At 66.6% G+C, this 20,336-nt stretch carries 19 protein-coding genes; 12 read left to right on the top strand and 7 right to left on the bottom strand.

Annotation, left to right across the window (positions count from 1 at the left end; translation table 11 throughout):
• Nucleotides 1–247 precede the first annotated feature (247 nt).
• The 5 genes from PV781_RS21295 to PV781_RS21275 all read left to right on the top strand — a co-directional run bounded on the left by PV781_RS21295 (nucleotide 248) and on the right by PV781_RS21275 (nucleotide 5,411).
• Nucleotides 248–1,624, top strand: coding sequence for a TAXI family TRAP transporter solute-binding subunit (locus PV781_RS21295; protein ID WP_274777635.1), 1,377 nt, complete (start codon nucleotides 248–250; stop codon nucleotides 1,622–1,624).
• A gap of 30 nt (nucleotides 1,625–1,654) precedes the next feature.
• A complete protein-coding gene (locus PV781_RS21290; protein ID WP_274777634.1) occupies nucleotides 1,655–2,476 on the top strand; it encodes a bestrophin-like domain in 822 nt (273 codons plus the stop codon).
• A complete protein-coding gene (locus PV781_RS21285; protein WP_274777633.1) occupies nucleotides 2,473–3,360 on the top strand; it encodes a hypothetical protein in 888 nt (295 codons plus the stop codon). Before PV781_RS21290 ends, PV781_RS21285 begins: the two co-directional genes overlap by 4 nt.
• Before the next feature lie 406 nt (nucleotides 3,361–3,766).
• The gene (locus PV781_RS21280) at nucleotides 3,767–5,176 is read left to right on the top strand and encodes an ammonium transporter (RefSeq protein ID WP_274777632.1); all 1,410 of its coding nucleotides are present in this window, start codon (nucleotides 3,767–3,769) and stop codon (nucleotides 5,174–5,176) included.
• Nucleotides 5,177–5,210: 34 nt separating this feature from the next.
• Nucleotides 5,211–5,411 carry a hypothetical protein gene (locus PV781_RS21275; RefSeq protein ID WP_209099703.1) on the top strand — a complete coding sequence of 67 codons (201 nt, stop codon included), beginning with the start codon at nucleotides 5,211–5,213 and terminating at the stop codon, nucleotides 5,409–5,411.
• A gap of 72 nt (nucleotides 5,412–5,483) precedes the next feature.
• Here the strand turns inward: PV781_RS21275 and PV781_RS21270 are convergent, their stop codons facing one another.
• Together PV781_RS21270 and PV781_RS21265 are read right to left on the bottom strand one after the other, a co-directional pair.
• A complete protein-coding gene (locus tag PV781_RS21270; protein WP_274777631.1) occupies nucleotides 5,484–5,909 on the bottom strand; it encodes a cupin domain-containing protein in 426 nt (141 codons plus the stop codon).
• Nucleotides 5,910–5,956: 47 nt separating this feature from the next.
• Nucleotides 5,957–6,931 carry a LysR family transcriptional regulator gene (locus PV781_RS21265; RefSeq protein WP_274777630.1) on the bottom strand — a complete coding sequence of 325 codons (975 nt, stop codon included), beginning with the start codon at nucleotides 6,929–6,931 and terminating at the stop codon, nucleotides 5,957–5,959.
• A gap of 135 nt (nucleotides 6,932–7,066) precedes the next feature.
• Here PV781_RS21265 and PV781_RS21260 point away from each other — a divergent pair, with 135 nt between their 5' ends.
• The 7 genes from PV781_RS21260 (at nucleotide 7,067) to atzF (ending at nucleotide 15,756) form a co-directional block, all read left to right on the top strand.
• Nucleotides 7,067–8,323 carry a sarcosine oxidase subunit beta family protein gene (locus PV781_RS21260; protein ID WP_274777629.1) on the top strand — a complete coding sequence of 419 codons (1,257 nt, stop codon included), beginning with the start codon at nucleotides 7,067–7,069 and terminating at the stop codon, nucleotides 8,321–8,323.
• Nucleotides 8,324–8,340: 17 nt separating this feature from the next.
• Entirely contained in the window at nucleotides 8,341–8,628 is a 288-nt protein-coding gene (locus PV781_RS21255; RefSeq protein ID WP_274777628.1) for a sarcosine oxidase subunit delta, read from the top strand.
• Entirely contained in the window at nucleotides 8,625–11,588 is a 2,964-nt protein-coding gene (locus tag PV781_RS21250; RefSeq protein WP_274777627.1) for a sarcosine oxidase subunit alpha family protein, read from the top strand. Before PV781_RS21255 ends, PV781_RS21250 begins: the two co-directional genes overlap by 4 nt.
• Nucleotides 11,581–12,195 (top strand): sarcosine oxidase subunit gamma, encoded by a 615-nt coding sequence (locus PV781_RS21245; protein WP_274777626.1) that lies wholly within the window; start codon nucleotides 11,581–11,583, stop codon nucleotides 12,193–12,195. Before PV781_RS21250 ends, PV781_RS21245 begins: the two co-directional genes overlap by 8 nt.
• A gap of 74 nt (nucleotides 12,196–12,269) precedes the next feature.
• Nucleotides 12,270–13,139: a formyltetrahydrofolate deformylase gene (purU, locus tag PV781_RS21240; protein ID WP_274777625.1), complete on the top strand. Its 870-nt coding sequence runs from the start codon at nucleotides 12,270–12,272 to the stop codon at nucleotides 13,137–13,139.
• A gap of 104 nt (nucleotides 13,140–13,243) precedes the next feature.
• Nucleotides 13,244–13,378 (top strand): hypothetical protein, encoded by a 135-nt coding sequence (locus PV781_RS21235; RefSeq protein ID WP_274777624.1) that lies wholly within the window; start codon nucleotides 13,244–13,246, stop codon nucleotides 13,376–13,378.
• A 581-nt stretch (nucleotides 13,379–13,959) separates the two neighbouring features.
• On the top strand, nucleotides 13,960–15,756 hold the full coding sequence (gene atzF / locus PV781_RS21230) for an allophanate hydrolase (protein WP_274777623.1): 1,797 nt from the start codon (nucleotides 13,960–13,962) through the stop codon (nucleotides 15,754–15,756).
• Nucleotides 15,757–15,801: 45 nt separating this feature from the next.
• Here atzF and PV781_RS21225 read toward each other — a convergent pair whose 3' ends face one another.
• The 5 genes from PV781_RS21225 to PV781_RS21205 form a co-directional block, all read right to left on the bottom strand.
• Nucleotides 15,802–16,260: a type II toxin-antitoxin system RatA family toxin gene (locus tag PV781_RS21225; RefSeq protein WP_274777622.1), complete on the bottom strand. Its 459-nt coding sequence runs from the start codon at nucleotides 16,258–16,260 to the stop codon at nucleotides 15,802–15,804.
• Between the two features lie 3 nt (nucleotides 16,261–16,263).
• Nucleotides 16,264–17,217 (bottom strand): lipoyl synthase, encoded by a 954-nt coding sequence (lipA, locus tag PV781_RS21220; protein ID WP_274777722.1) that lies wholly within the window; start codon nucleotides 17,215–17,217, stop codon nucleotides 16,264–16,266.
• Nucleotides 17,218–17,395: 178 nt separating this feature from the next.
• The gene (lpdA, locus tag PV781_RS21215; RefSeq protein WP_274777621.1) at nucleotides 17,396–18,811 is read right to left on the bottom strand and encodes a dihydrolipoyl dehydrogenase; all 1,416 of its coding nucleotides are present in this window, start codon (nucleotides 18,809–18,811) and stop codon (nucleotides 17,396–17,398) included.
• 150 nt (nucleotides 18,812–18,961) lie between these two features.
• Entirely contained in the window at nucleotides 18,962–19,198 is a 237-nt protein-coding gene (locus PV781_RS21210; RefSeq protein ID WP_274777620.1) for an HP1242/YdcH family protein, read from the bottom strand.
• A gap of 151 nt (nucleotides 19,199–19,349) precedes the next feature.
• The coding region (locus PV781_RS21205; RefSeq protein WP_274777619.1) for a 2-oxo acid dehydrogenase subunit E2 at nucleotides 19,350–20,336 on the bottom strand (987 nt) is incomplete at its 5' end.

The raw sequence follows: 20,336 nt of genomic DNA, 5'->3' as shown, positions 1-20,336 counted from the left end.
CATTTGCCAGACCGGCCGCCCCGCGAACCCGGCCATTGCGGAACGAGGGGCTCATTATACCTCCTCGCCAAATTCCATTTCCTTGCGGCCAGCCGGGTGGTAGCGGGCCAATAGACACCAATATTTTAAATCTACCTGAAGCAGGCCAAGCAAAGGCACAACCACCCGCCCCGAGCAATACTTGGTTTGCCCGTGCAATTATTTTCGGCGCTTGACCCGTATATGAACCTCTTTCATATGATCGAGGATGTTCAAAAGTCTTCTCGCCTATATCCGCATGTACGCGCGCCATGATCTGGCGCGCGAAATTTCGACGCTGAGCCGGATCAGCATCTATTACGTGCCGGTTGCAGCCGCGCTCGCCTTGGCTGCGCTCGCCGTGCTCTTTTATATCAATCCGATGCCGGGGCGCGCCACCTACCTAGCGACGGGCCAGCGCGACACCTTGACGGACAAGCTCGGCGAAGCCTTCCAGGCCTATTTCCAGCGCCAAGGCCTCTCCCTCCAGGTCGAAAACCGGATGGGGCTGAACGAGATCGAGAAGGAGTTGCGGGATCCCAAGTCTCGCATCAATGCGAGCTTCGTGATTTCGGGCGCGGGATCGCCTGCCGCCTATCCCGATCTCGTCTCGCTGGGCAATGTGGCGCTGGCGCCGCTGTGGCTGTTCTATCGGGGCGACCCCGTGGCCGCGGACGACCCGTTCCAGGAGATCAAGGACAAGGTCGTGGCCGTGGGAGCGCCCGGCACGGTGAGCCAGAAGCTTTTCGCCACGCTGATGGAGATGAACAATCCCGGCACGGGCGACAGGCCCAATTTCCTGAAGCTCCCCCATGAGGAGGCGGTAGAGCGCCTGCTTGCCGGCCAGATCGACGCGCTCTTCATCGTCGACGGCTTCCGCTCCACGCTGGTTCAGAAACTGCTGAACGCGCCGCAGATCCAGCTGATGAACTTCCCGCTCGCCGATGCCTATGCACGCCGCCTGCCCTTCCTGCAGAAGGTGACCGTGCCGCGCGGCGCGCTGGACATTGCCGAGATCCGTCCGCGGGCCGATGTGGCGCTGCTGGCCTCGGGCGTGAACCTCCTGGTGGAAAAGGACACGCACCCCACGGTGCAATGGGCCTTCCTGATGGCGGCACGGGACACCAACCTGAAGACCAACAACTTCTTCCCCGCCGCTGACACCCTCCCCCGCTACAAGGATCAGGGCTTCCCCCTGAGCCCGGTGGGCCTGCGCTTCTACACCACCGGCGTGCCCGTCTTTTTCAGCTACCTGCCGTTCTGGCTGGCCGCCATGGTGGAGAATGTCTGGGTGGTGCTGCTGGCCCTGTTCCTGCTCGCCCTGCCGGCTTTCAAGAAGCTGTTCGGTTATCGCAGCTTTGCCTCGCAGCGGCTGCTCTGGCTGCATTTCTGGGAGCTTCGCTACCTGGAAGACGAGCTGGGCGCCGCCGGCACGGCTGGTCAGGTGGATGTGGTGATTGCCGGGCTCCAGCAACTGGATCACACGGTGGCCACCACCTGGGTCGCCGACGACCAGTTGCGCCACTATTTCAACCTGCGACGCACCATCAGCGGCACGCTTCAGGACGCCCGGAAGAAGCGCTCCACGCTGGAGCAACCCTCCTAGACTCCACATCCTAGAGAAAGCGGCAGCGGGATGTACGCCCTCCTCATCGAACGACTGACGGACACGCAGCTTCTGGTCCTGTTTCCGATCGTGTCCTGCCTGATCCTGGGGCTGGTGACGCTGGTGCTGCAGGCCGTGAACCGGAAGTTCCAGTGCCTTCAGTACGACACGGACATCATCGACACCGCGACGCAGAACACCATGTCCGGGGGCTACGTGGTCCTCGGCTTCGTGCTCGCCTTGGTCATGACCACGGCCTCCGGCATGGACGACAAGGTTTCGCAGGAGGCCCAGGCCATCAAGAGCCTCAACCGCCTTCTCATCCTCGATCAAACAGCACCGGCGTTGAAAGCGCGGGAGGCGCTCATCGCCTATACCGGGTCGATCCTGACCGACGAGTGGCCCGGCCTGCGCTTCGGCCATGGCAGCGAGCGCACCTCCGCCGCACTGACCAATGTGTTCCGCGAGATCGACCGGATCGATCCGCAATCGCCGAAGACCAACACAGTCTTCGGCCGCATCCTGGTGGCTGCCGACCAGGTGGCACAGGCGCGCAACGACCGGCTCATGAACATCTCCAACACCTTGCCCACCATGTTCTACACGGTGAGCGTCATCAGCATTGCCGGCGTCATCATCATCTGCGCGCTGCGCCTCATGGAGGCGAGCCTGATGCGCGTGGTCACGCTGACGGTGCAGCTCATCATGCTGACGCTCATGCTGGGCGCCATCGCCATCGTCGATCTGCCCTATCTGGGCGACACCAGCATCTCCGACGATAGCATCACCGCCGTTTATGACAGCTTGCGCAGCCAGGATCCCATCCTGCACCCCACCGGAAAACAGCCATGACTGAGCAGCGCTTCGAGCTCCTGGAAGGACCGATCACGGGTGTCCGGCGGCTGACGGCCGAGCGGCCCTATGCTGTGGCCAGCGAAGTGCGCGTCAAGGCTGGGGCCATGCTGGCGGCCGAGGATGGGACGACCATCCTCATTCAGAATGGAACCCGCCGCTCAGGCACCCTTCGGCGGGCGGCGCTGATCTTCGAGCCCGGCGCGCGGCTCCAGGCGGGGCGCCTGTTTCTGAAAGCCTGCGATGACCGCTTTCGGGCGGTGCGTGTGGCGGACAATGGCGGGGTCTGGTTCTGCGGCACCCATCATCCCGCCACGAAGGACGGACTTGTGGTGGCGCCGGCGCCCCACGTCGAGCCTTCCGCGTTCAGCGCGGATCTCATCGCCGGCTATTATCTGGGCCACGGCGATCCGCAGAATGGCAAGGACGACCCGCGACAGGACGATCGGGATGGCGTGTCCCTCATGGGCGTGGGCCCGCAGGAATGGACGGTCAGGGAAGTGCGCAGCTACCATTCGGGGGATGATGGCTTCGACCTCACCAATTCGCAGGTGAGCCTGGAGCGTCTGCGCGTCGTCTCGCCCGCGGAAGACGGCCTCAATCTGAGCAGCAGTTCGCTTCACATCACGCGCAGCGCGACGGTCGACGTGGCCCTCACATCGGTGCCGGACCGGGATATTTTCGACCTGGAGACCGATGACGGGCCAAGCGAAGTGGTTCTGGCCCGCCACTGTCATGTGGACATTCGCGGCGTGTTCGGGGACCAGCTCACGCTGACCGCCCAGGACATGCCGCTTCCCACCTATGACGCCACCACGCCTTACGCCTTCCGGGGATTCCTGCGCGCGGCGCCCGCCCGCATCTTCTCCCTCGACGACGATTGAAGCAGCGCCTTCCCCTTTAGCCGCATGGGGCCGCCGGCAGGGGCGCGCAGCCACGCCCGGCGCCTGTTCGGCGGGCACTTCGCAGCGGATACGGTTGTTCTTTGTGCAAATGATATGACGCGCAGCGAAATGGCTGGCGGCTCGCCCTTTTTCTTGCCTTTTCCGTAAGGATGCGAAGGTGATCGGGCCCGCTTGGAAACCACCGCGGGCTGAATGACTTAGGCAGGCGCTTATTCCCGTTGGTCATGCCGTTGAGACATGACGCAGCGCCGGACGCGCCCGCTTCACCTCCCTGGCATAAAAGTTGCTCCACAGTGAACTGCTCATGGGCCGTACTCTGTGGTTCCCCAGCGGGATCTGCCGGCGTCGGTTCATGCGGCTGAGGGCAACGGGTTTGGGGATCAGCATGACAGATCAATTGACAGCCCTGACGACCATATTCACGGAATTCTATTTCTTCCTGACGGTCGTCCTCATGTTCTTCATCCATGTCGGCTTCTGCATGTACGAAGTCGGCGCGGCGCGGGTTAAGAATGTCCAGCACACGCTTTTGAAGAACACGATGGCGATTCCGCTGGTCGGTCTTGCCTTCTTCCTGTTCGGCATGTGGATCTACATCGCCTTCCAGGGCTGGCCGGTGTCGTCCACGGCGCTCAGCTTCGAGACGGGCTTCGAGCCCTGGTCCACGAAGATCGCGCCCAACCTCAGCGATCGCATCTCCGGCGTGTTCTGGGCGGCTTTCGCGCTGTTCGGCATGACGGCGGCCTCCATTGTCTCCGGCGCCCTGATCGAGCGCACCAAGACCTCGGGCTTCTTCATCATCGCCGTCTATGTGGGCGCCATCGCATGGGTCATCCCCGCCGCCTGGGCCTGGGCCGGCAATGGCTGGATGGCGCAGTATCTGGGCTATCATGACCAGTATTGCTCGGCAATCCTGCACTCGGTGGCCGGCTTTGCGACGCTCGGCATCCTCATCCATGTGGGCCCGCGCATCGGCAAGTTCGCCCCAGATGGCACCCCGCGCGAGATTCCGGCGCACAATCCCTGGCTCATCACCATCGGCCTGTTCATGATCTATGTGGGCTTCTGGGGCTTCTATGCCGCCTGCCACATCCCGATCGCGAACGTGGGCACTGCCGCCGCGCCCTATTGGACCGCCACCAACATCTATGGCGTTCCGATAACGCTGTCCGGCGTGACCATGAACTTCCTCATGGCCCTGTTCGGCGGCATGGTCACCGCCTATCTGATCAGCAACGGCAACGCCTACTGGACCTATTCCGGCGGCCTCACCGGGCTGATCAGCGCTTCGTCCGGCAACGATCTTTACCATCCCGTGGTGGCCATGATCATCGCCATCGCCGGCACCATCATGGCCTACAAGCTGCACTATTGGGTGGAGCGGAAGTACAAGATCGACGATGCGGTGGGCGCGGTGGCCGTGCACGGCTATTGCGGCCTGTTCGGCGGCATCGTGGCGGGCTTTGCCCTGTGGGGCTACCCGGCCATCATGCCCTCTGACGGGACGCTCATCGCCCTGTCGGAAGGCGCCGGCTGGTTCGGCCGCAATGCCGAGGGCCTGCCCGTGGTCACGCCCATCGGCAACATCATCGGCTCCCTGGTGTTTGCGCTGGGCTTCGGCCTCATCCCCGGCCTCATCATCGGCAAGCTCCTGAAGATGGCCGGCCTGCTGCGCGTCGCGCCCGCCGTGGAGATCCACGGCCTCGACGGCAAGCACATTCCCGTCACCTACCCCGCCGCCTCCGGCATGGAAGCCGCCTTCGAGGCAATCCAGCGCAAGGAAGCCAAGCTCTGACCCTTACGCCACCCGATCTAAGGAGACATGTGTCATGAATACAGGTGTCACGTCCCTCGCCAAGGTCTCCGAAATGGCGGAGATCTACCCCTTCCACGGCTTCGAATATCTGTTCGCGGCCCTGGCGGGTGCCTTCTTCGTGGTCTTCATCGTCCGCCAGATCGCCATGGAGAAGGAGATGCACGAAGAGATGCTCGACCACACGTCGGAGGCCCTCCCCGCTCCGGCGGAATGAGGCGACCGGCACATTGATCTTCCGGGGGCGGCATTACCCATGCCGCCCCCGGTCGCGTTTGTCGTCGCCGCTTCAAAGCGGCGCCGGGCTCACCAGCGGCTTGTCCTTCTCCACCACATAAGTGATGGCGATGCGCGTCTTGTCCGCGCCATTCTCAAACAGATGCGGCAGGCCGGCGGGAATGATCAGCCCCTCCCCCGCCGTCATGGCGCGCTCCGGGCGCCCTTCCAACCGCACCACCCCGCCTCCGGACACCAGATAGACGCTCTCCACGCCCGGATGTGTGTGCCGGGCAATGATCGCGCCGGGCTCCAGGTCCGCTGTCACCAGGAGGGTCATATAGGCGTCGCCGGGAAATGGGGTCTTGTCGAGGACCGCCCGCGAAATCCCGCTGCCCGCGGGGGGCGCCGCTTGTGCCCCGGCCTCTCCTGCGGTGGCCACATAGCCCATGGCGGTGCACACGACACACGAAACGAACCGGCGGCGATCCAGCCTCATCTTGTCCCCCTCATGGCAGATCCTTGCCCCATGCTAAGGCATCATCATCACGATTGAATGGAGAGCGCCTCGCCCAGCCAGGGCAGCCAGGCGCGCAATTCCGGCACGGCGCGCTGGGCCAGTTCTGCGCGGCAGAAGGCTGCCAGTTCGCGCGGCGCGCGTCCCAACTCCTGCCGGCGCGCCACCAAGGTGAGGCCGCGCAGGAAAGCCGGCCCCGGCATGGGCCAGCAAGCGAGGCGCACCATGTCGATGCCCGCCTCCAGAATGCAGAGCGGGGTGGACACCGCGAACCCCTCCCCCCGCGCCACCACTTCCGTTACCCCTTGCGGCGTGTCGAATTCCAGCCGGCGCGGCAGATCCAGCTTCAGCCGCCGGAAGTGGCGCTCCACCTCGATGCCGGTCTTGGAGCGCGCCGAAAAGCGCACCATGGGCAGGTCCTGCGCCAGGCGGGCAATGTCGTCGAGCCGCGCGGGACGGGGGCGGCCGGCGGGCAGAAGCAGGATGTAGGGCTCAGAGATGATGGGAAAGCGCTCCAGGCCGGCAATCTCCTCCAGTTCGTCCACGCCCAGCAGCAGGTCCAGCTGTCGTGTCAGCAATGCGCTGGCATGGGAGGAGGTGAGCCCCGCCAGAACCGAGACCTCGTCCGCCAGGCCCATGAGCCGCACGCCCAAGGGCGCGGCGAGCACGCGGGAGAGGGAATCCACCAGCCCCGCCCGCAGCAGGGGAAACCGGCTGTTCTCCGTCTCCCGCAGCATGGGCGCGATCTGCCGGGCTTCCGAGAGCAGCGCGCTCGCCCGCTGGCGCAGCACGCCGCCGGCCGGGGTGAGGCCGATGGGGCGCACGGAGCGGTCGAACAGCACCGCGCCGGTCTTCGCCTCCAGGTCCGCCACCGCCTGGGAGACGGCCGGCTGGGTGAGCCCCAACTGGCGCGCCGCCCCCGCCATGGCGCCCACGTCGCACACGGCGAGGAAGATCTCCAGGGTGCGCAAATCGAAGGGCAGCGCCTCTCCCCGAACGGCCATGGCAAGCTCCAGCGGCGCCGAAACGACGCGACGCGTCACACTATAAGTAACATTTATATCATCCCCGTCACGCGGGTGAGATATTACGTTGATCCGAGGGGTCACTCCTCCCCTTCCGAGAGCGAGCCGACGGGCATGTCAAAGGGTTATTCGGTCTTCAGCCTCATCGCCAACGCGTTTTCCGGCCAGAAGGGCTGGACGCCGGCTTGGCGCGATGCGGCGCCCAAGCCCGCTTACGACGTGGTGATCGTGGGCGGCGGCGGCCATGGCCTTGCCACCGCCTATTATCTCGCCAAGGAACACGGCATCCGCAATGTGGCGGTGCTGGAAAAGGGCCATGTGGGCTCCGGCAATGCCGGGCGCAACACCACCATCATCCGCTCCAATTATCTCCTGCCCGGCAACGAGCCCTTCTACGAATGGTCGATGAAGCTGTGGGAGGGCCTGGAGCAGGACTTCAACTACAACGCCATGGTCAGCCAGCGCGGCGTGTTGAATCTGTGCCATTCCGACGCCCAGCGCGACGCCTATGCCCGGCGCGCGAACGCGATGCGCATCAATGGCGCAGACAGCGAATTGCTGGACCGCGAGCAGGTGCGAGCCATGGCGCCCTTCCTGGATTTCGAGAATTCCCGCTTCCCCATCCAGGGCGGCCTCCTGCAGCGGCGTGGCGGCACGGCGCGTCATGACGCGGTGGTGTGGGGCTATGCCCGCGGCGCCGACCGGCTCGGCGTCGACATCGTGCAGAATTGCGAAGTGGTGGGCTTCCTGCGGGAGAACGGCAAGGTGGTGGGGGTGGAGACCAATCGCGGCCCCATCCGCGCCGGCAAAGTGGCACTGGCGGTGGCCGGCTCCACCTCGCGCCTCACGCGCCATCTGGATTTGCGCCTGCCCATCGAGAGCCATGTGCTCACCGCCTTCGTCTCCGAAGGCCTGAAGCCCCTGGTGCCGGGCGTCATCACCTTTGGCGCCGGCCATTTCTATGTCAGCCAGTCGGACAAAGGCGGCCTCGTCTTCGGCGGCGACATTGACGGCTACAATTCCTATGCCCAGCGCGGCAACCTCCCCGTGGTGGAGGATGTGGCGGAAGCCGGAATGGCGCTGATGCCGCTGGTGGGGCGCCTGCGGGTGCTGCGCACCTGGGGCGGCGTCATGGACATGTCCATGGATGGCTCGCCCATCATTGATGTGGGGCCGCTGCCCGGCCTCTATCTCAACACCGGATGGAATTACGGGGGGTTCAAGGCGACGCCCGCCTCGGGCTGGTGCTTCGCCTGGACCATCGCGAAAGACGCCCCCCACGCCTTCAACGCCGCCTATCGGCTGGACCGGTTCCGAACCGGCCACATCATCGATGAAAAGGGGGTCGGCGCGCAGCCGAACCTGCACTGAAGAACGGTCGCTGAACCATGCGCATCCCCTGCCCCTTCTGCGGCGTCCGCGACGCCCACGAATTCTCCTATCTGGGCGACGCCAATCCGGTTCGCCCCGACCCGAACGCGCCGGATGCCGCCGACGCCTTCCATGACTATGTCTATCTGCGGGACAATCCTGCCGGTCCCCACCGCGAGCTCTGGTATCACGGCGCCGGTTGCCGCCGATGGCTGGTGGTGACCCGCGACACCCGCACCCACGAGATATTCGCGACCGAATTCGCGCGGCCCGCAACGCCGGAGAGCGCGGAGGTGACCCCATGAGCCGCCTTGCCACCGGGGGGCTGATTGACCGCTCCCGCCCGCTCTCCTTCACGTTCGACGGCCGCAGCCTCAAGGGCTTTGCCGGCGATACCCTGGCCTCGGCCCTGCTGGCCAATGACGTGCGCCTGGTCGGCCGCTCGTTCAAGTATCACCGCCCGCGCGGCATCCTCACCGCCGGCTCGGAAGAGCCGAACGCGCTGGTGGAACTGCGCTCGGGCAACCGGCGCGAGCCCAACACCCGCGCCACTATGGCCGAGCTTTATGACGGGCTCGACGCCACCAGCCAGAACCGCTGGCCCTCGCTCGACTTCGACGTGCTGTCGGTGAACCAGTGGCTCTCCCCCTTCCTGGGCGCGGGCTTCTACTACAAGACCTTCATGTGGCCGGCCTCCTTCTGGGAGAAGGTGTATGAGCCGGCGATCCGCCGCGCGGCGGGCCTTGGCTCGGCCTCCGGCCTGCCGGACCCGGATTCCTACGAGAAGGCCTTTGCCTTCTGCGATCTCCTGGTGATCGGCGGCGGCGCCGCCGGCCTCATGGCGGCGCTGACCGCAGGACGTTCCGGCGCCCGCGTGATCCTCGCCGACGAGGACTTCCGCCTGGGCGGGCGCCTTACCTCCGAGATGGTCAGCATCGACGACGCCCCCGCCCGCGCCTTCCTGGCGTCGGCGGAGGCGGAGCTGGCGTCGCTTCCCAATGTGCGCATCCTGCCCCGCACCACCGTGTTCGGCGTCTATGACGGCGGCACCTATGGCGCGATTGAGCGGGTGAGCGACCATCTGGCCGTGCCGGCGCCCCACATGCCGCGCCAGCGCTATTGGAAGATCGTGGCCAAGCGGGCGGTGCTGTGCGCCGGGGCGCTGGACCGGCCCATCGTGTTCGGCGGCAATGACCGGCCGGGCGTCATGTCCGCCCAGGCGCTTCGCACCTATGCGGTGCGCTATGCGGCGGCGCCCGGTTCCTCCGTCGTGGTCTTCGCCAATAACGGCTATGCCTGGTCGGCGGCCTTTGATGCGGCAGCGGCGGGCCTCAAGATCGCGGCCATCGTGGACGTGCGGGCGGAGCCGCCGGCGGTCCAGATGGAGCGGGCGAAGAAGCGCGGCGTGCGTGTCATCACCGGCGGCGAGATCATCGCCACCTCCGGCAAGGTGCTGTCCTCCGTCAGCGTGCGCAGCCCCAAGGGCACGGAAACCATCGCCTGCGACGTGCTGGCCATGTCGGGGGGCTCCAATCCCAACGTGGCCCTGACCTGCCATTTCGGCGGCAAGCCGGTCTATCGGTCCGACATCGCCGCGTTCGTGCCGGGTACGAATCCGCCCGGCATGACGGTCGCGGGCGCGGCTGCGGCGGACTTCTCCCTGGCGCGGGCATTGGCGAGTGGTGCCGCGCGGGCGGCGGAAGCGGTTGATGACCTCGGGTTTAGCGCCCAGGCCACCCCTGTGCCCCAGGCCGAGGACAGGCCCATCACGCTCTCGCCCTTCTGGCATGTGAAGGACAGCAAGGGCCTCGCCTTCGTCGACTTCCAGAACGACGTCAGCGCCAAGGACGTGGCCATCGCCCACAAGGAAGGCTTCCGGGCGGTGGAGCTGTTAAAGCGCTACACCACGCTGGGCATGGCCACAGATCAGGGCAAGTCGTCCAACGTCACCGGCCTCGCCATCATGGCGGAGTTGACGGGCAAGCCCATTTCCGAGACCGGGACCACCATGTTCCGGCCGCCTTATTCGCCGGTCGCGCTGGGCGCGCTGGCGGGCCACCATCGCGGCAAGGACTTCCGCGCCGTGCGGCCTACCCCCACCCATGCCTGGGCGCAGGAGCAGGGCGCGGTGTTCGTGGAAACGGGCCTGTGGCTGCGGGCGCAGTATTTCCCGAAGCCCGGCGAGAAGGACTGGCTGGAGACCGTCACCCGCGAGGTGAAGGCGACCCGCAGTTCGGTTGGCCTCATCGACGTGTCCACCTTCGGCAAGATCGACCTGCAGGGCCCGGATGTGGGCGCGTTCCTCGACCGCGTCTATATCAACACCTTCTCCACCCTGGCGGTGGGCAAGGCGCGCTACGGCATCATGCTGCGCGAGGACGGGATCGTCATGGATGACGGCACCACCGCCCGCCTCGGCCCCGAGCACTATGTGATGACCACGACCACGGCCAATGCAGCCAAGGTCTTCCAGCACCTGGAATTCTGCCTCCAGGTGCTGTGGCCGGAGCTGGATGTGCAGCTCGCCTCCGTGTCCGAGCAATGGGCGCAGATTTCCATTGCCGGGCCGCGCGCCCGTGAGGTGCTGGCCAAGGTGGTGGATGCCCCCCACGATGTCTCCAATGCGGGCCTACCCTTCATGGGCGTGCTCCAGGGCAGCGTGCTTGGCGGGGTGACGGCACGCATCTTCCGCCTCTCTTTTTCCGGGGAGCTGGGGTTTGAGATCGCGGTGCCCGCCCGCCAGGGCGAGGCCCTCACGCGCGCCCTGATGGCGGCGGGCGAGCCCTTCGGTATCACACCCTATGGCACCGAGGCGCTGGCCATGATGCGCATCGAAAAGGGCCACGTCTCCGGCAACGAGTTGAACGGGCAGACCTCCGCCCGCGATTTGGGGCTCGGCAAGATGGCGTCCACCAAGAAGGACTATATCGGCCGCGTCCTGTCCCAGCGGCCCGCCTTCCTCGATCCCGACCGGCCAACCTTCATCGGCTTCAAGCCGGTGGACCCCACCGCCCGGCTGCGCGCGGGCGCGCATTTCCTGGCGGTCGGCGCCGAAGCCAAGGTGGAGAATGATGAGGGCTACATGACCTCGGTCACCTTCTCCCCGCATCTGAACACCTGGATTGGCCTCGGCCTCATCAAGCGCGGCCCGGAGCGCATCGGCGAGCGCGTGCGCGCCTATGACCCGGTGCGCGGCGGCGACATCGAGGTGGAAATCTGCCATCCGGGCTTCGTGGATCCTGAAGGGGAGCGGCTCCGTGTCTGACCTTTTGGCGCACATTCCGCCGACGCGGCTTGTTCCCGCCGGCATCTATGGCTCGGTCGCCGGCTTTCCCGGCGTGACCGCCACCGTGGTCGAGGGCCTGGCGCTCGCCACCCTCGCCGCGCGCAAGGGCAAGAGCGGCGACCTGCGCGCGGCGGCCCACAGCGCCTTTGGCCTGCAATTGCCCGACGGCCCGCGTGTGGTTGAAGCCGGCGGCCTGATCGCCGTGGGCACCGCGCCGGACCGCTGGCTCATCGGCCTTCCCGGCGCGAGCGGGGACGCCCTGCTGGGCAAGCTGGGCGAAGCCTTTGCCGGCCTTGCCTCGCTGACCGACCAATCGGATGCCAATCTTGTGCTGGACCTCACCGGCCCGCAGGTGGGTGCGGCGCTGGAAAAGCTGGTGGCTGTTGACCTGCACCCCTCCGTCTTCGGTCCCGGACAGGCCGCGGCGACGGCGGTGGCGCTGATCCCGCTCCTGTTCTGGCAGGTGGATGGCAGCCCGCGCTATCGCTTCGTTATCGCCCGTTCCTTCGCCCCGGCCATCGTGCGCGCGCTGACGGCGGCCGCGGCGCCGCTGGGCTTCGAGTTGATCGGCACCGGCCGAGGTTGATGGCAGCGCGTCGCGCGCCGCCATCGCACCTCTCACCCCTTTCGCGATCGTCCAGCTTCAGGACACGAACCGCCATGACCAATCCGTCCGACCAGTTCATCCTCACTCTGTCCTGCCCCAACCGCCCCGGCATCGTCGCGGGCGTCTCCACCTTCCTGTTCGAGAAGGGCTGCAACATCCTGGAGGCGCAGCAGTTCGACGACACGGAGAGCAAGCGCTTCTTCATGCGCGTGGTGTTCAACGTGGCCATCGGCGAGGCCAGCGCCGCCGAGATCCGCGACGGCTTCGCCGCCGTGGCCGACGCTTTCGGCCTCACCTGGAGCCTGCGCGACAAGGCCGAGAAGCGCCGCGTGCTGCTGCTCGCCTCCAAGTTCGACCATTGCCTCGCGGACCTGCTCTATCGCTGGCGCATCGGCGAGATTCCCATGGAGATCACCGGCATCATCTCCAACCATCCGCGCGAGACCTATGCCCACCTGGACTTCGATGGCATCCCCTTTCATCACCTGCCCGTGACCAAGGCGACCAAGCTGGAGCAGGAGACGGAGGTGTGGAACCTGTTCCAGTCCACCGGCTCCGAAGTGGCGGTGTTGGCCCGCTACATGCAGGTGCTCTCCGACGGGCTCTCCGCCAAGCTGTCGGGCAAGTGCATCAACATCCACCATTCCTTCCTGCCGGGCTTCAAGGGCGCCAAGCCCTACCATCAGGCCCATATGCGCGGCGTGAAGCTGATCGGCGCCACCGCCCACTATGTGACCTCGGACCTGGATGAAGGGCCGATCATCGAGCAGGACGTGGAGCGCATCAGCCACCAGGACAGCCCCGATGACCTGGTCCGCAAGGGTCGCGACATCGAGCGCCGGGTGCTCGCCCGGGCGCTGGCCTGGCACCTGCAGGACCGGGTGATTCCCAATGGCCACAAGACGGTGGTCTTCCGCGACTGAGGTCGCACTGCCCGTGATCCCTAAGCTGGCGCCCGGAGAGATCCGGGCGCTTTCGTTTGGGCGCCGGATTCATTACCCTCGCCTGATGACGCAAGGTTAAGATCATGGACCCCAAGCTCCGCCTTCTCATCGGCGCCCTCATCTTCTCGGCTGCCTTCGCCGCCTCCTATTACACCGCCGAGCGCCGCAGCCCGCCGTCAGAGCCGCCGGCCACGACGCAGGCCCCGGCCGCGCGCTGAAGCGAAGCGCTAAGGCGGCGCGCCGGGAAGCGCTCCGTTTCTCCGGAACCGCATGATGCGCGAGGAGCCGGCACGCATTTCGATGAACGGGCGATCCGAGCGCATTGAGTCGCATGGCGATCCGACGCGCTCGGTGAATCCGCCTAGGTTCAATCCGTTAGAGCGCGATCGTGGTGATCGCGCTCCCGGGGCCCTCGGCGCTCAATCCGGGTGGGGCGCCAATGGCGGGGCTGACCTGACACCTCCCGACACGCGCCGTCACCAGGGCAGCACGCAAAAGCGGCGAATGTGTCATACACTCAGGTGCATGCAAGTGCGCACATATTGATTAATGTATGATCATTTTGTTTATTTAATCGGCATCTTCGATCGCCGGAAGAGAAACGCGATGCGGGCTATTCGTTCCGGTATCGCGCTCGAAAGCCCTGTATCCACGCCATTTTCGGGCGATCGGGAGGGGTGCGCGATCCCTGGCGCGGTTCCTGCTAGAGAGACCCCACCCGCTGCGGCCTGCCGCACGCTCTCATCTTGTTCACGACGGGCATCGGCGCGTGCCTCCTGTCGTCCGGCCAGGAGTTGTCATGGAAACGCTTGCCTCGCTCCTTTCCGCCCATCGCAGCGGCGTTGCCACGCCGCGCGACACCGTCCGGGCGACCTATGCGCGCATCGCCGCCCATGATGACCCCGCCATCTTCATCACCTTGCGGCCCGAGGCCGACGTGCTGACGGAGGCGGCGGAGCTGGAGGCGAAGGGCCATACCGACCTTCCGCTCTATGGCATCCCGGTGGCCGTGAAGGACAATATCGACGTGGCCGGCCTGCCTACCACGGCCGCCTGCCCCGCTTTCGCCTACGATCCCGCCAAGGACGCGACGGTGGTCGCGCGGCTCAAGGCGGCCGGCGCGCTGATCATCGGCAAGACCAATCTGGACCAGTTCGCCACCGGCCTCGTGGGCACCCGCTCGCCCTATGGCGTGCCCCGCAACGCCTTCAATGCCAAGCTGGTGCCCGGCGGCTCGTCGTCCGGTTCGGCCAGCGCGGTGTCGGCCGGCCTCGTGCCCATCGCGCTCGGCACGGACACCGCCGGCTCCGGCCGGGTGCCAGCCATGCTCCAGAACATCGTGGGCGTGAAGCCCTCCCTCGGCCTCGTGCCCAATACCGGGCTTGTGCCCGCGTGCCGGACATTGGATTGCATCTCCGTCTTCGCGCTGACCGTGGACGACGCCATGGCCGCCCTGGAGGTGATGGCGGGCTTTGATGCGGAGGACGCCTATTCCCGGCCCCTGCCCCTGGCCCCCCTCACCACCGCCCCGCCCGCCTTGCGGCTCGGCATCCTGCCCGCCGCCCAGCGGGAATTCTTCGGCGATGCGGAAGCCGCCGCCGCCTATGAGGCGGCGCTGGAGCGCCTGAAGGGCATCGGCGCCACCCTGGTGGAGTTTGACTTTAGTCCCTTCGCCGAGACCGCCCGCCTGCTTTATGAAGGCCCGTGGGTGGCCGAGCGCTGGATCGTGGCGGAACCCCTCCTCACCACCCGGCCGGACGAGGTGCACCCCGTCACCCGCGCCATCACCGAGCCCGGCGGACGCGCCAGCGCGGCGGATGCCTTCCGCGCGCTCTATCGGCTGAAGGAGCTCACCGCCAAGGTGAAGCCGGTGCTTGCCAGCGTCGACGCCATCGTCCTGCCCACCGCGCCCACGGCCTATAACGTGGACGAGGTGATGGCCGACAATATCCGCCTGAATTCGCGCAACGGCACCTACACGAATTTCGTCAACCTCATGGACCTGTGCGGCACCGCCGTGCCCGCGCACATTTCCGCCGATGGCGTGCCCTATGGCATCACGCTCCTGGCGCCGGCGGGACGGGACGGGCAGGTGGCGGCCATCGCCCGCGCCTTCGTCGCCGCCACCCCGCTGCCGCTGGGATCGAGCGACGCGCCACCGCCTGCCATGGCCTCGCTCCCCGCCCCGAAAGAGGAAGGCCGGATGGACGTGTGCGTCTTCGGCGCGCACCTGTCCGGCATGAAGCTGAACGGCGAAATCCTGGAACTGGGCGGACGCTTCGTGGCGGTGGCCCGCACCGCGCCCGCCTATCGCATGTGGCTCCTGAAGGGCGAGGTGGCGCGCCCCGGCGTGCTGCGGGTGACACAGGGCGGTGCGGCGCTGGAGGGCGAGGTGTGGTCCCTTCCCGTCGAGAGCATCGGCCGCCTGCTCGCCCGCATCCCCGCCCCGCTCGGCCTCGGATCGGTTGAACTGGAAGATGGGCGGCACGTGACCGGCTTCCTGGCGGAAGCGAGCGGCACGCAGGGCTGCACGGACATCACCATCTTCGGCGGCTTCCGCGCCTATGTGGAGAGTGGGGAAGCGAGGAGCGCTTGAGGTCCCATCCGGCGGCGGGGTCCGCCCCGCCGTCCAAGGCGCAGGTCAGGAGACGCGCCCGTAAACCTCGTCCGCCCGCTTCTCGAAGGCATCGGCGAAGCGGCGGAAGGCGGCGTCGAACATGGCGCCCATGAGCAGGCCCAGGGTGCGCGAGCGGAACTCGTAGGAGATGTAGAAGCCCACTTCGCTGCGCGCGGGTGGCATGTCCTTGAAGGTCCAGCGATTGTCCAGGCGACTGAAGGGGCCGTCCAGATATTCCACATGGATGGTCAGGCGCGGCCGGTCCAGCGTCACGCGGGAGGTGAAGGTCTCGCGGATGAGCTTGTAGGCGACCGTCATGTCGGCCACCAATATCTCCACGCCCTCCCCGCTCTGCGCCCGCCGCCGCACGCGCAGGGCCTGGCAGAGCGGCACGAATTCGGGATAGCGCTCCACGTCCGCCACCAGCGCGAACATGTCGGCGGCGCCGTGGTTCACCACCCGGCTGCTGGAAAAGCTCGGCACGTGTCAGGCCCGCCCGAGCTTGGCCTCGCGCGCCGTCCGCAGGCGGGCGAAATCCTCGCCCGCATGATGGGACGAGCGGGTGAGCGGGCTGGCCGAGACCATCAGGAAGCCCTTGGCATAGGCCACCGTCTCATAGCCCTTGAACTCGTCGGGGGTCACGAACCGCTCCACCTTGTGGTGGCGGCGGGTGGGCTGGAGATACTGGCCGATGGTGATGAAATCCACCTCCGCCGAGCGCAGGTCGTCCATGAGCTGGAGCACCTCGTTCCGCTCTTCGCCGAGGCCCACCATGATGCCGGACTTGGTGAAGATGGACGGGTCCAGCTCCTTCACCTGCTGGAGCAGGCGGAGGGAATGGAAATAGCGCGCGCCGGGACGCACGGTCAGATACTTGGACGGCACCGTCTCCAGATTGTGGTTGAACACGTCCGGGCGAGCCTCCACCACCACTTCCAGCGCGCCGGGCTTGCGCAGGAAGTCGGGGGTGAGGATCTCGATGGTGGTACCGGGGCTCGCCGCGCGGATGGCGCGGATGGTGTGGGCGAAATGGGCGCCGCCGCCATCGGCCAGGTCGTCCCGGTCCACCGAGGTGATGACCACATGGGAGAGCCCGAGCTTGGCCACCGCCTCGGCCACCTTCTGCGGCTCGTCCAGGTCGAGCGGCGCCGGCAGGCCCGTGCGCACATTGCAGAAGGCGCAGGCGCGGGTGCAGGTGTCGCCCATGATCATGAAGGTGGCGTGCTTCTTCTCCCAGCACTCACCGATATTGGGGCAGCCGGCTTCCTCGCACACCGTGTGCAGGCCATTGGCGCGCACGATCTCGGCGGTCTTGCCCCAGCCGGCGGACCCCGGCGCCTTGACGCGGATCCATTCGGGCTTGCGCAGCACCTCCGTCTCGGGCCGGTGGGCCTTTTCGGGGTGGCGGGGCCTGTTCAGGGTGTTGACGACCGTGACCATGAGCAAGAAGACCTTCGCGCGTGCCGCAACGGCGGCAGGTGCAATCGTGCCTAGATGTAGCGTTCGCGGCCGCGAACGTCGAGGGCGGCTTCCGGTGCCCAGCTCCGCGCCGGATGCACGCTTATCCGCCCCATGAAGAACGACCCACGGATCGCCGCCGTGGGTCGGGTGTTTCGCCTCAGGTGTGGATCACCCTCCCATAGGCGTCCAGCACCGCCTCGTGCATCATTTCCGAGAGGGTGGGATGCGGGAAGACCGTGTGCATCAGCTCTTCTTCGGTGGTCTCCAGGTTCATGGCGACCACGAAGCCCTGGATCAGCTCGGTGACCTCAGCCCCCACCATGTGGGCACCCAGCAATTCGCCGGTCTTCTTGTCGAAGATGGTCTTCACCAGGCCGTCCGGCTCGCCGAGCGCGATGGCCTTGCCGTTGCCGATGAAGGGGAAGCGGCCGACGCGGATCTCGCGGCCCTGCTCCTTGGCCTTCTTCTCGGTGAGGCCGACGGAGGCGATCTGCGGCGTGCAATAGGTGCAGCCGGGGATCTTGTTCTTGTCCATGGGGTGGGTGTGAAGGCCCTTGATGGTCTCCACGCAGATCACGCCCTCATGCTCGGCCTTGTGGGCCAGCATGGGCGCGCCCGCCACGTCGCCGATGGCATAGAGGCCGGGCACGTTGGTGCGGCCATAGCCGTCGGTCGAGATGATGCCGCGCTCGATCTTCACGCCCAGCGCCTCGAGGCCGAGGCCATCCACATTGCCCACCACGCCCACGGCCGAGATCATCCGGTCCACGGTGATGTCAAGCTTGGCGCCCTTGGCGTCTTCCACATGGGCGGTGAGGCTGTCGGCATGCTTGGTGACGCCGGTCACCTTGGCGCCCGACAGGATCTTCATGCCCTGCTTCTCGAACCTTTTGCGGGCGACCGCCGCGATTTCCTCGTCCTCCACGGGGAGGATCTGGGGCAGCACTTCCACCACGGTCACTTCGGCGCCCATGGTGCGGTAGAAGGAGGCGAACTCGATGCCGATGGCGCCTGAACCCATCACCAGCAGGGACTTGGGCATCTTCTCGGGCACCATGGCCTCGAAATAGGTCCAGATGAGCTTCTTGTCGGGCTCAAGGCCGGGCAGCGCGCGCGGGCGGGCGCCGGTGGCCACGATGATGTGCTTGCCCGCATAGGTGCCGCCGCTGAGCGCGCCCTTGATGGGGTTCTCCGCCGCCTGCACTTCGATCTTTCCGCCGCCGAGCAGCTTGGCCTTGCCCCAGATGACGTCGATCTTGTTCTTCTTCATCAGGAAGCCGACGCCGGTCGCGAGCTGGGACGACACCCCGCGCGAGCGCTTCACCACCGCAGCCGGATCGAACGTCACATTGTCCGCCGAGAGGCCGTAATCCTTGGCGTGCTGCATGTAGTGATAGATTTCGGCCGAGCGCAGCAGGGCCTTGGTGGGGATGCAGCCCCAGTTCAGGCAGATGCCGCCGAGATGGGATTTCTCCACCACCGCGGTCTTGAAGCCGAGCTGGGCGGCGCGAATGGCGGCCACATAGCCGCCCGGTCCGCCGCCAATCACGATCACATCATATGCATCAGCCATGGGGTGTCTCCTCCCCTCCGTCCCGATGGGAGGGGGTGGTGGGAACGATCAGGCCCCGCCTGCACCCTCGACGCGGCCGGCCCGGCAGATGCGGGCGGCCCTCGCGGATGAACCGGCCCGGCGGCGTTCGGGCGCCACCGGGCCTGGCGATCAGCGGGACAAGAGCACGTAGATCTCGTCCTTCAGGCGGACGCGTTCCTTGCGCTTTTCTTCCAGGTCCAGGTCGTCCATGGGCTCAAGATTGGTCTCGGCCTTGTGGACGATCTCGTTCACGGCGTCATATTGCGACACCAGATGGGCGAAATGGGCGTCGGACTGGCGCAGCTCGTGGATCTTGCCCGCATAGTCGGGAAAGTCGGACGCCAGTTGGTGGGGCGTGTGGCTCATGGGCTGTCTCGCTCTCTTGCTTGCTCGATCACGGCGCCGAAGCGCCGCATCCCCGCCCTGCTACACGCTCAACGCGGCGAAAGGTTTGATCTGCCGCAGCGTTTTCGCCCCCCGATAAAGCGGCGCGCGGGAAGACCCGCGCGCCCAACTCTCACACCAGCATGGAGAAGGGCTTCTCCACGAACTGCTTGAACGCGGTCAGCAGCTCGGCGCCAAGCGCCCCGTCCATCACGCGATGGTCGCAGGTGATGGTGGCGGTCATCTGCGTGGCGACCACGATCTGACCGCCGCGCACCACCGCCCGCTGCTCGCTGGCGCCGATGGCCAGGATGGAGGACTGGGGCGCGTTGATGATCGCGACGAAATCGCGGATGCCCATCATGCCGAGATTGGAGATGGAGGTGCTTCCGCCGGAATATTCCTCCGGCTTCAGCTTCTTGTTGCGGGCGCGCAGCGCAAGGTCACGCATCTCGTTGGAGATGGCGGAGAGCGTCTTGGTCTCGGCCTTCTTGATGACCGGCGCATAGAGCCCGCCATCGATGGCCACCGCCACGCCGACGTCGGAATGCTTCATGCGCAGGATGCGGTCCTCGGCCCACACCGCATTGGCGGCGGGCACCTTCTGGAGCGCCAGCGCCATGGCCTTGATGATGAAGTCGTTCACCGAGACGCGGAAGGCGGGCTTGCCGTCCTTGTCCTTGGGGGCGGTGCCGTTCACCGTCTCGCGCAGGGCCATCAGCTCGTCGAGGTCGCAATCCACCGACAGATAGAAGGTCGGGGTCAGCTGCTCGCTCTCCACCAGGCGGCGCGCAATGGTCTTGCGCATGCCATCGGCCATGATCTCCTCATAGGTCCCGGCCTCGAAGAGAGCCTTGACCTGATCGGCGGTGGGGCCGGTGACGGGCGCGGCGGCCGCCTTCGGGGCGGCGGGGGCAGGCGCAGCGGCCGGAGCCGAGGCGGCAGCAGTGGGCGCGGCCGCCGGCTTGGCGCCGGGCTGCACATTGTCCAGGTCGCGGGCGATCACGCGGCCATGGGGGCCGGAACCCGCCACGGCGGCGATGTCGATGCCCTTGTCCTTGGCGATGCGGCGGGCGAGCGGCGAGGCGAACACGCGGGTGCCCGAAGCAGCCGGAGCCGG

Source organism: Aquabacter sediminis (genome assembly GCF_028863665.1).
Lineage (GTDB): Bacteria > Pseudomonadota > Alphaproteobacteria > Rhizobiales > Xanthobacteraceae > L1I39.
This window is presented reverse-complemented; position numbering and strand designations above follow the sequence as displayed.

Coding starts and splice junctions, on each gene's coding strand:
- PV781_RS21295 (WP_274777635.1), top strand. CDS start 248: ATGTTCAAAAGTCTTCTCGCCTATATCCGCATGTACGCGCGCCATGAT.
- PV781_RS21290 (WP_274777634.1), top strand. CDS start 1,655: ATGTACGCCCTCCTCATCGAACGACTGACGGACACGCAGCTTCTGGTC.
- PV781_RS21285 (WP_274777633.1), top strand. CDS start 2,473: ATGACTGAGCAGCGCTTCGAGCTCCTGGAAGGACCGATCACGGGTGTC.
- PV781_RS21280 (WP_274777632.1), top strand. CDS start 3,767: ATGACAGATCAATTGACAGCCCTGACGACCATATTCACGGAATTCTAT.
- PV781_RS21275 (WP_209099703.1), top strand. CDS start 5,211: ATGAATACAGGTGTCACGTCCCTCGCCAAGGTCTCCGAAATGGCGGAG.
- PV781_RS21270 (WP_274777631.1), bottom strand. CDS start 5,909: ATGAGGCTGGATCGCCGCCGGTTCGTTTCGTGTGTCGTGTGCACCGCC.
- PV781_RS21265 (WP_274777630.1), bottom strand. CDS start 6,931: ATGGCCGTTCGGGGAGAGGCGCTGCCCTTCGATTTGCGCACCCTGGAG.
- PV781_RS21260 (WP_274777629.1), top strand. CDS start 7,067: ATGTCAAAGGGTTATTCGGTCTTCAGCCTCATCGCCAACGCGTTTTCC.
- PV781_RS21255 (WP_274777628.1), top strand. CDS start 8,341: ATGCGCATCCCCTGCCCCTTCTGCGGCGTCCGCGACGCCCACGAATTC.
- PV781_RS21250 (WP_274777627.1), top strand. CDS start 8,625: ATGAGCCGCCTTGCCACCGGGGGGCTGATTGACCGCTCCCGCCCGCTC.
- purU (WP_274777625.1), top strand. CDS start 12,270: ATGACCAATCCGTCCGACCAGTTCATCCTCACTCTGTCCTGCCCCAAC.
- PV781_RS21235 (WP_274777624.1), top strand. CDS start 13,244: ATGGACCCCAAGCTCCGCCTTCTCATCGGCGCCCTCATCTTCTCGGCT.
- atzF (WP_274777623.1), top strand. CDS start 13,960: ATGGAAACGCTTGCCTCGCTCCTTTCCGCCCATCGCAGCGGCGTTGCC.
- lipA (WP_274777722.1), bottom strand. CDS start 17,217: ATGGTCACGGTCGTCAACACCCTGAACAGGCCCCGCCACCCCGAAAAG.
- lpdA (WP_274777621.1), bottom strand. CDS start 18,811: ATGGCTGATGCATATGATGTGATCGTGATTGGCGGCGGACCGGGCGGC.
- PV781_RS21210 (WP_274777620.1), bottom strand. CDS start 19,198: ATGAGCCACACGCCCCACCAACTGGCGTCCGACTTTCCCGACTATGCG.